Annotated in this window: 8 protein-coding genes; 4 read left to right on the top strand and 4 right to left on the bottom strand. The window is 65.0% G+C overall.

Annotation, left to right across the window (positions count from 1 at the left end):
- Position 1: 1 nt before the first annotated feature.
- The gene (adiC, locus tag ASG87_RS18465) at positions 2 to 1,345 is read right to left on the bottom strand and encodes an arginine/agmatine antiporter (protein ID WP_056008695.1); all 1,344 of its coding nucleotides are present in this window, start codon (positions 1,343 to 1,345) and stop codon (positions 2 to 4) included.
- Between the two features lie 32 nt (positions 1,346 to 1,377).
- Entirely contained in the window at positions 1,378 to 2,811 is a 1,434-nt protein-coding gene (locus tag ASG87_RS18460; RefSeq protein WP_157511156.1) for a DcaP family trimeric outer membrane transporter, read from the bottom strand.
- Positions 2,812 to 3,228: 417 nt separating this feature from the next.
- Between ASG87_RS18460 and ASG87_RS19675 the strand changes: the two genes are divergently transcribed.
- On the top strand, positions 3,229 to 3,630 hold the full coding sequence (locus tag ASG87_RS19675) for an RHS repeat-associated core domain-containing protein (RefSeq protein WP_082583071.1): 402 nt from the start codon (positions 3,229 to 3,231) through the stop codon (positions 3,628 to 3,630).
- A 26-nt stretch (positions 3,631 to 3,656) separates the two neighbouring features.
- Positions 3,657 to 3,998 (top strand): hypothetical protein, encoded by a 342-nt coding sequence (locus tag ASG87_RS20340; protein ID WP_157511155.1) that lies wholly within the window; start codon positions 3,657 to 3,659, stop codon positions 3,996 to 3,998.
- A 984-nt stretch (positions 3,999 to 4,982) separates the two neighbouring features.
- Here the strand turns inward: ASG87_RS20340 and ASG87_RS20335 are convergent.
- Complete coding sequence (locus ASG87_RS20335) at positions 4,983 to 6,146, bottom strand: hypothetical protein (RefSeq protein WP_157511154.1); 1,164 nt, start codon at positions 6,144 to 6,146, stop codon at positions 4,983 to 4,985.
- Positions 6,147 to 6,582: 436 nt separating this feature from the next.
- Between ASG87_RS20335 and ASG87_RS18450 the strand changes: the two genes are divergently transcribed.
- Together ASG87_RS18450 and ligD are read left to right on the top strand one after the other, a co-directional pair.
- Positions 6,583 to 7,557: a Ku protein gene (locus tag ASG87_RS18450; RefSeq protein WP_056008687.1), complete on the top strand. Its 975-nt coding sequence runs from the start codon at positions 6,583 to 6,585 to the stop codon at positions 7,555 to 7,557.
- Positions 7,558 to 7,560: 3 nt separating this feature from the next.
- A complete protein-coding gene (ligD, locus tag ASG87_RS18445; RefSeq protein WP_056008685.1) occupies positions 7,561 to 10,170 on the top strand; it encodes a DNA ligase D in 2,610 nt (869 codons plus the stop codon).
- Between the two features lie 529 nt (positions 10,171 to 10,699).
- On the opposite strand, the gene ASG87_RS18440 is transcribed toward ligD, so the two are convergent.
- Positions 10,700 to 12,670, bottom strand: a complete 1,971-nt coding sequence (locus ASG87_RS18440) for a M1 family aminopeptidase (protein ID WP_056008682.1) — start codon at positions 12,668 to 12,670, stop codon at positions 10,700 to 10,702.
- Positions 12,671 to 12,677: the final 7 nt, after the last annotated feature.

The raw sequence follows: 12,677 nt of genomic DNA, 5'->3' as shown, positions 1-12,677 counted from the left end.
CTCAGCTCCTGACATTCGACGAGGCGATCTTTCCGGAGAGCGTCTTCTTGCGGCGCTCCTCGCTGAAGAACGGGTAGAACACGGTGATGAACAGCATGAACAGGAAGGCCCACGTGACCAGTTGCCCTTCCGTGCCGAAGATGGCCCACAGGCAGTACACGACCACCACGCTGGTCAGCACCCAGTAGAAGCCGACATGGGTGGTGCTGTGCCCCTGTTCCACGACGAAATAGCAGGCCACGCAGGAGTAGATGTAGGGCAGCAGGGTGAGTACGACCGCTGCAGACGTGATCAGGCCAAACTGCGCCGATGCGGAAGGCGAGGTACCTGTCGCCAGGACGACCAGCGACATCAACGCGCCCACGATCAGCAGCCCCTTCACCGGCGTGCCATCCTTGTTCGTGCGGCTGAAGATGGCGGGAAACAGTCCATCATCGCCTGCCGCCTTGGCGGAAAGCGCGGTGAGCAGGATCCAGCCACCGAGCGACCCGGCGGCGCCCAGCGTCGCGCAGACGCTGACGATGCCGCCGCCGATATGACCCACCGCCACCTGCGCCGCGAGCGCGAACGGCGCGTCGGCGATCTGCAATTGATCATTCGGCACCATGCCCATGATCACCGCGGAACTGGCGATGTAGACGACGGCCGCCAATGCCACGCCCGCCAGGGTCGCGATCGGCACGTTCTTCTCGGGGTTGCGCACGACACCCGCCGAGACCGACGCCGACTCGACGCCAATGAAAGCCCAGAGGGTGAGTGACGCGGAGCTCGATATCGCCTGGAAATCCGATTTGCCCGACACGTTGTACGCGGCGTTGAACAGATCCGACTTGAACCAGATCCAGCCGAGCAACGCCACGCCGAACAGCGGAATGAGCGCGAAAGAGGTGGTCACCGACTGGATCCGCGTCACCACGCTGGCACCGGCGATGTTGGCGAAGGTGAACACCCAGATCACGGCAACCACGACCAGGGTGCGGGTCCAGGGTTGCGCCAGCGCGGGAATGAAATAACTGAAGTAACCCACCGCCGCGATAGGCAGCGCCACGTTGCCGATCCAGTTGGCGAACCAGTAGATCGTATTGGTCTGGAAGCCCATGTACGGGCCGAAGGCATCGCGTGCATAGGCATAAGGTCCGCCTTCCTTGGGCGCCAGCTTGCCCAACTTGGCGAATACAAACGCCAGCAGGAGCGATCCGATGGCGGTGACCATCCAGCCCCACATGGATACCGAACCCAGCTTCGCAAGGTTGCCGGGGAGCAGGAAAGCGCCCGAGCCCATCATGTTGCCCGCCACCAGGAACGTAGCAGCCACCACGCCGATCTTCTTATCGTCCGATGCCATGCGCTGATCCTCCGGCGCGGGTTGGCCCGCGCTTATTTGATGAAGCTGTACTGGACCGAACCCTGCAGTCGGGTATCGTTGGCTCGGTTGCCGCCCTGCTGTTCGAGCTTGCCGTGGAGCAGTTCGACGCCCATCGTCCAGGTGGGCGCGGGGCTCCAGATCATGTTCATGGCGGCGTAATCGCTCAGTCCGAACGAGGTCTGCTCCAGGCCCTTGCGGCGCGGTACGCGCGCCTCGCCGTACACCAGGTTCGAACGCCAATGCGCCGACCAGTAGTGCGTATAGGCGCCGTACCAACCCCATGCTTTCAGTGCGCGGATATCGGTGCCGGGCCCCACCAGTGCGTCCAGGCCGGAACCGCTCGTATCCGACAGGTAGCGGGCAATGCCGCGGCCGTACACCGCGCTCGCCATGAGCAGGTCCCGGCCCACCGTGCTCCAGGCTCCACTGAGCGCCACGCCCCATCCGGTGGTATGCGATTCGCTGGGGCCGGCGGTGTAGCCAAGGCGGCGCATCAACGCGCCGACTTGCACGTGCCCCCAATCGCGTTCACGGCGCAGCGCGATCACCAGATCGGGCACCTGCGTGGCGCCCTTCGCGTTGGCGATACCGCCGGTGGTGGAAATTTCCGTTTGCGGGCGCTCGCCGGCGATGGTCAGGCTATTGCCTTCGCCGAACGGAAATGCCTGGTGGATGCCCGGCTGCAACAGGAACATCTGGCCGCCTGGGCCGGCGAAATCGAGCGTATCGGGCAAGCTATCGGCATCCATGAAGGAGGAATAGCCGTAGCCGGCATAGGTGTTGCCGATCTGCCCATAGGCGTGGCGCAGGTGGAACTGGTAGCTATTGGCGTCGCCGCCAAGGAAATCGTTCTCCAGGTAGAAACGCAGGCTGCCGTAATCCGTGGGGCGGCGCGCTTCAAAGGTGAAGCGCGTCTGCTGCGCGTGCATGTTGAAGTGCGAATGGTCGCGATCATCTGCACCAGCGGGAAAGAGCGCTGGAATGAATTGCGTATCGTTGCCTGCACCGTGGTTGTCGGCGATGGCATCGAGCTTGGCGTAGCCGCCAATGCGGATCTTGGTTTCCGTGCCAGGCACATCGAAGAAACCTTTCAGATCGGGATCGGTCGGTGGCGGCGCGTTGTCGACGCGTGATGCGCCGGCGCCCGGATCCGATACCGAATTCTGTGCGGGCAGCCGCGTGGGCGGGGCGCCCACTGCGGTGACCGTCGAGACGCCTTGCGACCTGGGTGCAGGCGTGGGTGCCGCACGATCCTGCGCAGCGGGTTGGCGACGGTTCTCCACGGCTTCGAGCCGGCTCTCCATGCGCTGCACGGATTGGCGGAGGGCATCCACTTCCGCCCGCAGGCGCGAGTTCTCTTCGCGCAACGACGCGTTGTCCGTATCCTGGGCAAACACGGCGGGTGCGGCCAGCAGGCCGCACAGCAACAGCATGGTCCGCGACAATAGCCCCTCCCTAGCCCTGCCGCCTTGTATCGGCTGCAGCCCGGCTTTGGTTGAGTGAGTCCGACGACTATTCTTCGATTATCCGCCTAGCTTGGCGTGCATTTGGCGTCGATCGTCATGCTTTCCCGCATCGTGCCACACCGATGACAATGATGCACGTTTTGGGAAAATAACCTGGGAATTCACATTCCTTACACAATATTCCGGGTCTATGTGACGTCCGACGGGGAGCCTCAGATGGAGGAAGGAGTCTTGGTGGTCAGTCGTGCTGCTATGCGGCATCGCACGCGTGCAGGCCGGCACGGTAACCTACGTTTATACCGATCCCCCAGGGGACGCCACTTGCGGAAGTAGATGCTAACGGCAATATCACTGCAACCTTTGACTATCGGCCTTATGGCAGCGTAGCGATGGGCAATGCACTCAAGCGGCCCCGGATATACCGGACACATGAACGATCCGGATACGGGCCTCGTATATATGCAGGCCCGTTTCTACGATTCCAGCACCGGCCGCTTTCTCAATGTGGACCCCGAGCCCATGAAAGTCGGTGACCTCTACGGTGCGGAACGGTACGGTTATGCCAATAACAACCCTTTGCGTTATACGGATCCGGACGGCCGCTACGCCTGCGGCAGTTCCAATCAGAGCACCTGCGCCAAGATCGATAAATTTGTCGGTGCCATGAATAAGGGCTTAGCCAATCTTAAGAAGGGTTCGGGCCAATACAAGGCCCTTAGCGCAGTGTCGGCACACATTGGCAAGCCGGGGACAATAATGGTGTCCCGCTTAATGCGGGGGCGCTCAAGACCAGCGTGATTGCTCAGGCGGAAACGGCAACCGCGATGACCATCGATGTTCGCCAGGCAGCTACATTGTCCGCGCCGTTTCGCCAATACAATCCGGGTGTTAGTGCCGCACAACTCGCGAATGCATTCGGTGGCGGTGCGGTTGCCCATGAAGGGCAGCACCAGCTTGACTATCTAGCGACCGGTTACCCCATGGATCGAAAGTCCGAACATGCCACGGAAATGAATGCCTATCGGACGGAATTGGGTGTGGCCAAAGGCCTGGGTATCTCCAACGATCTCTATGCGCCCGGCGCGCTGCAGAAAGATGTCGATGCGCGCGTTAATCAGGTGGCAGACGTATCAACCGCTGTTTGGTGCATGAGCAACGGATGCTAAAGCTGCGCCGCCACGTGCTGTTGAGTGCCGTGCTATCGCTTACGGGGATAGCCGGCTGCGTGGGGGGCAAGTTCCACGGAAAAAGATTACGACACCACAGTGTGTGAACTGTACGCCCATCTGGCGTCGCCTCTGCCGGGTCGCGTTCACCTCAAAGCCGTTGTCTATCGGGGGCCTCTCGGCATGGCGCCGTATTGACAGACCCGCAGTGTCCCGGCAAGGCGATCGGGCTTCGCCTCTCCGATAGCGTAACCCCTGGGACTTCCGTAGCCAAGTTCAACGCTGCATTGACGGGAGATGTGATGGATCTGTCGTTACGGGTCTTCGACGTAGAAGTCTCGGGCTTATTGGAGGCGGCAGGCCCATTGAGGCCTGAGGCGCTCTTGTTGGTTGATCACGTCGATCGTTTCAAGAAGCGAGAAGCCGCTTCATTTTCTCCGTAAGCCCCTTGCTCCCGCAATGCGGCAGCCAGTAAGCCTTGCCTACGCAGGTGGGTACGCGTGCAGCGAGTTTGGTACACGTGCACAGTTATACAGGTGTCGATGTGCAATCGGTCTGGCGTCTGCTGTGCAGTCCGGCATTTAACAATCGCCAGGTGATATCGGGCACGAGCCTGGGCGATCCAGGGACAATCGTGGCCAAGACGGAGACGTGGTGGTCAGCAAATATCATTGAGAATAGCGCACCCTGGATGCAGGCCTTTCCAAGATTCATCTCCGAATTCGAGGCGATCTTAGTTCTTGGTAGGGTGTTCGCAACCGTTCCAAAACAAGTCCTAGACATGTTGCCTGCGGCTTTCAACTGGGACCCCTCGATTTTTCGGAGTTTTGGTTTCGAGGCTGGAAATTCTTGCTCTTGGACGGTGCCTTGAAGGCTCGAGGGTATTGGGTCGGTGCGAAGGAATGCAACGTAGATGCAATCTGCCGATGCTGGTCATGACAGATGAGGTGGCGAAGGGGCGCCACCTCATCCTTCTCGGGCGCGTCAGGGGCAAGTTTGCAGCGTGTAATACAGCTTTATGTCGCTCCAGGTGGGGCTCATTACGGGCACGTTTCCGTTAAAGGAGTCGACCAGGCCATACCATCGCGCGCGACCGGGGCCGACATCGTACGGATAGTCGCGGCTCGCCACCCAGGCGAACTTCGAATAGTCTTTGTGGCGCCAGCAAATCATGGCTCCCAGCATTCCCTGGTACCCGGCTCGCTGATCCGCCAGCGTTCTCGTGACGCCGTCCGCACCAGTACCTCTTGCCAATCCATATTCGTCAATATGCAGGTTCTTGTTGGAGGCGGCCGCGTAGCTGTCAAGAATCGACGTGAACGCCGTCGCGTACTGTTGCCAGGTCGCCCCAGGAGCTAGGGTCACGTATAGAGAAGCCGACATGGTCGGATTGGTGGGCGTATATAGATCGTTCCAATGCGCCAGCATGGAGATCAGGGCCGGGTTGTTGTTGCTTTGGTCCTGGACGCCTATCACTTCGTAAGATGCATTCAGATTTGGATAGTTTGCGTCTTTCCAGGCCCAGATCGACCTGATCCAGGCACCATGGCTGTTTGCGATGGCGGCGGCTCCGCTTGATCCTTGGCAACCGGAGAGCAGACATGGGGAAAGATCCCCACCCAACATGATCTGGCCGACGTTCGTGTAGTTGATATTGTCGATCCACTTTTTTAGCCACGCCTTGTCGTGGTTATACGGAGGAATATCCGCAATCAGACCGTTTGAGCGGTGCGGCATGAGTACGATTTCTATATGGAACTGGCCTGCATTGCTGCCTGCTCGCGTAATGGCCAGGAAGTCGTTCAATTTTTTGATCCATGCATCGCTCGGCACGGGCTCCATGTCCGGGGCACTGAAATTGTCGGATGCGACCAGCAGCCGAATCCAGTTCACCCCCGCGGCCCGGTATTCCGCCAGTAGGTTGTCCAGTCTTTCCCGGACGTCGGAGTCGTACTGGTGATCCAGTACCCATTCGAATCCTTGGGAGGAAACCGGCGGGTTGGCATAAGGATCGGCAGCCCCGTCCAGGTAATAGAAAGTGACGCCACGCACCGTACCGTTGACGCCCGTGGCTGTGGTTGCAGTGGCCTGGGATGCAGCTATCGAGCAGGCCGCCATGGCGGCAGCCATCATCAGTTTTCGAAGCATGGGGAACTCCTTCAAGACAGTTCACGGGACCGGGCGCTCATCTTGCTCAAGGCGCCTGGCCCTCATCGTGGCAATGTGCCATTCATGCGCAACGCAAAGAGAAGGCGGGAAAGACGCTGACCATCGGTCTGCGTCGCCGTATCCGTGGGGTGCGCTCGACTCCTCTCACTTGGAACGGAGCTCGATACAGCATGGTGATGTCGTAGGCGTGCCGCAATCGGTCAGGCCCGCGATGGGCCATAGGCTTTCCCCTACAAAAGGATGCATGTGAGCCGACGGCCGTTTCCGGCAAGAAGATTCGCTCGGAGAGTGCTTCATGCCTTTTATTCCGAAAGCCGGTCACGCGCGGCCTTTGCAGGCCGGGAAACACGGCCTTGGCGTTCCGTGCACGCGCGGCGTGGCTACCATCGAGACCCCGCATGCGTGGAGCGCCGCCATGGCACGTCCCATCTGGACCGGCACCTTGTCGTTCGGCCTGCTCAACGTGCCGATCCGCCTGATGACGGCGGAGCGGCGGGTCGACCTGCATTTCCGCATGCTAGACCAGCGCGACAACTCGCCGATCCGCTACGAGCGGGTGAACGCGGAGTCGGGCGAGGAAGTGCCGTGGAAGGACGTGGTCAAGGCGTTCGAATACTCCAAGGGCAGCTACGTGGTGCTGGACGAGGAGGACATCCGCAGCGCCGCCAGCGAGTCGCACGAGACGGTGGAGATCGACACCTTCGTCGAGGCCGGCTCGATCGATCCGCGCTACTACGAGAAGCCGTACTACCTGGTGCCGGCGAAGAAGGCCGAGAAGGGCTACGTGCTGCTGCGCGAGACGCTGGCGAAGGCCGGGCGCGTCGGTATCGCCAAGGTGGTGATCCGCACGCGCGAGTACCTCGCCGCGGTGGTGCCGCAGGGTGCGGCGCTGCTGCTGGTGCTGCTGCGCTATCCGCAGGAGCTGGTGGATGCCTCCGACTACGCGCTGCCCGACAAGCCGGCGTCGAGCTACCGCATCGCCCCGCGCGAGCTGGCGATGGCCAGCGACCTGATCGAGTCGATGTCCGGCGAATGGAGGCCGGACGACTACCGCGACGAGTTCCGCGACAAGCTGCGCAAGGCGATCGAGAAGCGCCTCAAGAGCAAGGGCGTCACCGCCACGGTCGAGGAGGACGAGGAGCACGTGGCCGAGGACGCGGCCACCAACGTGGTCGATTTCATGGCGCTGCTGAAGAAGAGCATCGCCGGCAAGAAGCGCACTCCGGCGAAGGCCGCGAAGAAGACTGCGGCGAAGAAGAGCGGGGCAGGCAAGGGCGGGGCAGGCAAGGGCGCCGCGAAGAAGACCGCCGCGAAGAAGGACGCCGGTGCCAAGGCGGCCAGGAAGGCGACGCGCAAGGCCGCCGCGGGCAGGCGGCGCACGGCGGGCTGATCCGTGAGCCTGCGCGAATACGCCCGCAAGCGGAAGTTCGGCCAGACGCCGGAGCCGGCCGCGGGCGGGCGGCGGCATGCGCGCCGGCCGATCTTCGTGGTGCAGTTGCACCATGCCCGCGCGCGCCACTACGACTTCCGGTTGGAGGTGGACGGCGCGCTGAAGAGCTGGGCGGTGCCGAAGGGGCCGTCGCTGCGCCCGGGCGAGCAGCGGCTCGCGGTGGAGGTCGAGGATCACCCGATCGCCTATGCCGGTTTCGCCGGAGACATCCCGGCCGGCCACTACGGCGCCGGCCACGTCGACATCTTCGACCACGGCACCTGGCAGCCGGAGACGGACGATCCGCTGGCGGCGATCGCCGCCGGCAAGCTGGATTTCGAATTGCACGGCGAACGCCTGCGCGGCCGCTGGACCCTGGTGCGCACGCGCCGGCAGGGCGGCAGGAACCAGTGGCTGCTGCTCAAGCGCAGCGACGCCGAGGCGCGCGACGCCGAGGCGGACGATCTCCTCGACGCGCCGATGCGCAAGGCCACCGCGGCCTGGCGGCGCGCGCACGGACAGGGCGGCGGCGCGGCCGCGAAACGCGCATCCGCGAAGCCGGCCGCGGAAAAGCCGGCGAAGAAACCGGCTGCGCCGACGCGGCGGAAGGCGCCGGCGCGCAGCAAGGCCGAGGCGGCGATCAGGACCAGGGCGCTGGCGCTGCCCGGCGCACGCGACGAACCGTTGCCGGCCGGCTTCCGCGCGCAACTGGCCACGCTGCGCGCGCACCCGCCCGCCGGCCAGCAATGGCTGCACGAGACGAAATGGGACGGCTACCGCCTGCTCGCCGATCTCGACGACGGCAAGGTGCGGCTGCGCTCGCGCAACGACCTGGACTGGACGGCGCGCCTGCCGCAGGTGGCGGCCGCGCTGGAGGCGCTGCCGGTAGGCAGCGCGCGGCTGGACGGCGAGCTGGTGGCGCTGGACGCGCACGGCGGCAGCAGCTTCGCCGAGCTGCAGCAGGCGCTGAAGGACGGCCGGACGCAACGCCTGCGCTACGTGCTGTTCGACCTGCCCGGGGTGGCCGGCGTCGACCTCACGCGCGTTCCGCTGGACCGGCGCAAGGCGCTGCTCGAACAGGTGCTGGAAGGCGCCGGCGAGGCGCTGGCCTACAGCACGCACGTCGAGGGGCACGGCGCCGAGGTGTTCGCGGCGGCCGGGCGCCGCGGCCTGGAAGGCATCGTGAGCAAGCGCGCCGATGCCGGCTACGCTGCAGGCCGGCGCACGCCCGACTGGGTCAAGGTCAAGCACTCGCATTCCGACGAGTTCGCGATCGTGGGCTATACGCCGCCGCAGGGATCGCGGCAGGGCTTCGGCTCGCTGTTGATGGCGGAGCGCGAGCGGGGCGGCCTGCGCTACGTGGGGCGCGTCGGCACCGGCTTCGACGCCGCGGCGTTGCGCGAACTCACCGCACGCCTGAAGAAGCTGGCGGTGGCCGGGCCGGTGGTGGAGATTCCCGCGCACGTGCCGTTGCCGGCGCGGCGCATCACCTGGGTGCGGCCGCAACTGGTGGCCGAGGTGGCTTTCCGCGGCTGGGGCGGCCACCGCCTGCTGCGCCAGGCCAGCTTCCTGCGCCTGCGCGAGGACAAGAACGTGGACGATCTCGACCTGCAGGACGCCGGCCCGGCGCCGCGCAAGCGGGCCGCGGCGGCCAGACACACGGGAGCCGGAAACATGGCGAAGAAACCGGAGGCCGCCGGCAGTGCTGCCGGCGAAGGCGTGACGATTACCCACGCCTCACGCGTGGTCTATCCCGACAGCGGCATCCGCAAGGGCGACGTCGCGGCCTACTACACCGCGGTGGCGCGCTGGATCCTGCCCGGGCTGGCAGACCGGCCGCTGTCGCTGCTGCGCTGCCCGGGCGGCATCGGCGGCGAGTGCTTCTTCCAGAAGCACCACGCCGCCAGCCTGGGCGACAGCGTGCGGGCGGTGGCGCTGAAGGAAAAGGACGCCGGTACGGCCGACTATGTCTACGTGCGTGACCTGCGCGGCCTGCTCGAACTGGTGCAGATGAACACGCTGGAATTCCACCCGTGGGGAGCGCGGGTGGACAGGCCCGACGCGCCCGACCGCATCGTGTTCGACCTCGACCCCGCCGAGGGCGTGGCGTGGAAGGCGGTGGTGGCGGCGGCGCGCGAGATCCGCGCGCGGCTCGACGAGATCGGCCTGCAGAGCTTCGTGCGCACCAGCGGCGGCAAGGGCCTGCACGTGGTGGTGCCGTTCCGGCGCGGCCCGGACTGGGACACGGTGAAGCGGTTCTGCGAATCGTTCGCCGACGCGATGGTGGCGCTGCACCCGCTGCGCTATGTCGCCACGGCGAGCAAAGCGCAGCGCAAGGGCCGCATCTTCATCGACTGGCTGCGCAACGCGCGCGGCGCCACCAGCGTGTGCAACTGGTCGCTGCGCGCCCGCGCGGGCGCGCCGGTGGCGATGCCGCTGCGCTGGGGGGAACTGGGCCGGGTCAAGGGCGGCGGCGCCTTCGACATGAAGAAGGCGCTGCGCCGCGCCGCGCGCCTGGATGCCGATCCGTGGGAAGGCATCGACGCCGTGCGGCAGCGCTTGCCGAAGCTGTAGGGGCCTGTGAGGAGGGCTCTTGTCATCGCCATTCCCCTCAGGGCCTACCCATAATCTCGCAGTACTCCACATGAAACGTCATCCCAGCGGCTTTCGGCGGCCGCAGGGCCGGCCAAGCGGGGCAAAAGCGAGTCTTGCGGCATTGAACGGCCGAAGGCTGGCCGAAGAGGCGGGCGCAGCGAGTCATCCAGTGACTCGGTGCCTCCACGGGCACGGGATCCCAGCCTTCGCCGGGATGACGTGTATTCGCTTAGGTGGCGTGCGATGCAGGAGCCGGCGATCGTAAACAGGCTGTCGAACCTGTTCACGGTCCCTGGCTCGAGTCCAACCGCCTNCGTCGTCATTCCTGCGAACCCCGAAAAGGGGGCAAGAGCAGGAATCCAGTGACTTGATGCTCCCAAGCTCAACGACGCTGGACGACCAACCCTTCGGCTGTCGAGAAGCGCTTCCGGCTCGACCGGCCCTGCGGCCGTTGAAAGCCGCAGGAATGACGACGAGGCGATTGGACCGACGGCCTGATCGCGAGCCCCTACAGGCGCAGCGTGTTGTTGCCGCGGTTCGCGTCCGGCAGGGCGTGCGCCGGATCGATCGTCACCGAGGCGACCTTGCGCGTGCCGGCCACGCGCACGACGTAGCTGCGGTGCTGCTGCCAGGTTTCCACCGGCACGCGTACGTCCTGCTTGCTGCCGTCGTCGTAGACCACCTGCAGCGTGGCCGGCAGCACCAGCCGGTCGAGGTTGGCCACGGTGATCGCCGCGCCGTGGCGCCAGTCGCCGTCGATCGGCTCGGCCTTCTGCACGGCCAGGTCGAGCTGCCAGTTGTGCTGGTACCAGCCGCGCCAGAACCAGCCGAGGTCTTCGCCGGCCTCGCTCTCCATGAAGCGGAAGAAGTCCGACGGGCTCGGGTGCTTGTAGGCCCAGGTGGCGGTGTACTTGCGGAAGGCGTCGTCGAAGCGCTCCGGCCCGAGGATCTGCTCGCGCAGCAGCACCAGGCCGAAGGCGCCCTTGAAGTAGCTGACCGGGTGGCGGTACTTCTCCGGCGTCATGTCGGCGCCGTTGAGCAGGGCCGGCGCATCGGGGTCGGCGAGCACCTTGGCGATCTCGTCGGCCGGGTTGCCCTTGCCGGGCGCGTACTCGCCGTCGCGCTTGGGCGCGTATTCGCCGTGGTTGAAGGCGTCCGCCTCGTAGACATCGATGAAGGTGTTGAAGCCCTCGTCCATCCATGCGTCGCGGCGTTCGTTGCTGCCCACGATCATCGGGAACCAGCTATGGCCGATCTCGTGCGCGACCACCATGTGCAGGCTGTTGCCCTTGGCGCGCTTGTGGTCGAAGGTGATGCCCGGGTACTCCATGCCGCCGGCGGTGCCGGCCTCGTTGATCGCCACCGGCCACGGATAGGGATACCACTGCCTGGAGAAGTACTCGGTGGAGGCCTTGAGGTATTCGGTGGCGCGGCCCCAGGCGTCGTCGCCGGCGCTCTCGACCGGGTACACCGACATCGCCAGCGCGGTCTTGCCTTCGGGCAGGTTCATCCGCGCGGCGTCCCACACGAACGCCTTGGAAGCGCCGAAGGCGACGTCGCGGCTGTTGTGCATGCGGAAATGCCAGGTCAGCGTGCCGCTCTGCTTCGGGCGGCTGGACGGATCGGTGACTTCGGCCGGCGTGCGGATCATCACGGTGGTGTCGCTGTGGCGCGCCTGTTCCAGCCGCTGCTGCTGGGTCTTGGTCAGCACCTCCTGCGGGTTCACCAGTTCGCCGGAGCCGGCCACGATCATGTCCCACGGCACGGTGACCGCGTAGTCGAAGTCGCCGTATTCCAGGTAGAACTCGCTGTTTAGATAGGGCGCGGTGTCCCATCCGCGCAGGTCGTCGTACACGGCCATGCGCGGGTACCACTGGCCGATCTCGAAGATCTCGCCGTTCTTGCTCGGGTTCACGTCCATCCGCCCGCCGAATTCGCCAGGCACGGTGAAACTCCAGCCCACGTGCAGGCGCAGGCTGCCGCCGCCGCCCTTCAGTGCTTCGGGCAGGCGCACCTGCATGCGCGTGTCGGACACCAGCCACTTCGCCGGCTGCCGGTGGCCGTGCGCGTCTTCCACTTCCACCGAGGCGATCTTGTAGCCGTCGGTGAACTCGGTGGGGAACTTGCTGGTGAAGGCGCCGCGCGCGTCGGTGCGGTAGCGGTTCTGGTCCAGTTGCAGCCACAGCACGTCGAGCGCGTCGGGGCTATGGTTGGTGTAGGCGATGGTCTCGCTGCCACTGAGCAGGCGCGTGGCCGGATCGAGCGTGGCCTCGATCCGGTAGTCCGCGCGGTTCTGCCAGAACAGCGGGCCGGGCTTGCCGCTGGCGGTGCGGAACGCGTTCGCCGGCTGCGGGTAGGCGAACGGCGCGAAGGTCTGCAGGGGATCGAAGCGCGATGCCGGCGCATCGGCGGCGGACACGGAGGCGGCCGCCAGCAGCGCGGCGAGGCTGCCGGCGAGGGAAAGCGCGATCTTCTTCATGCAAGGC

It is taken from the genome of Frateuria sp. Soil773, from assembly GCF_001428405.1.
In the GTDB taxonomy this organism is placed as follows: Bacteria; Pseudomonadota; Gammaproteobacteria; order Xanthomonadales; family Rhodanobacteraceae; genus LMSL01.
Note: the sequence above shows the minus strand (reverse complement) of the source record. Positions and strands in the feature narration are given on the sequence as shown.

Bases quoted from the DNA above. Each gene is read 5' to 3' on its own strand.
- ASG87_RS18450 (WP_056008687.1), top strand. From the start codon at position 6,583: ATGGCACGTCCCATCTGGACCGGCACCTTGTCGTTCGGCCTGCTCAAC.
- adiC (WP_056008695.1), bottom strand. From the start codon at position 1,345: ATGGCATCGGACGATAAGAAGATCGGCGTGGTGGCTGCTACGTTCCTG.
- ASG87_RS18440 (WP_056008682.1), bottom strand. From the start codon at position 12,670: ATGAAGAAGATCGCGCTTTCCCTCGCCGGCAGCCTCGCCGCGCTGCTG.
- ASG87_RS20335 (WP_157511154.1), bottom strand. From the start codon at position 6,146: ATGCTTCGAAAACTGATGATGGCTGCCGCCATGGCGGCCTGCTCGATA.
- ASG87_RS20340 (WP_157511155.1), top strand. From the start codon at position 3,657: ATGACCATCGATGTTCGCCAGGCAGCTACATTGTCCGCGCCGTTTCGC.
- ASG87_RS19675 (WP_082583071.1), top strand. From the start codon at position 3,229: ATGCACTCAAGCGGCCCCGGATATACCGGACACATGAACGATCCGGAT.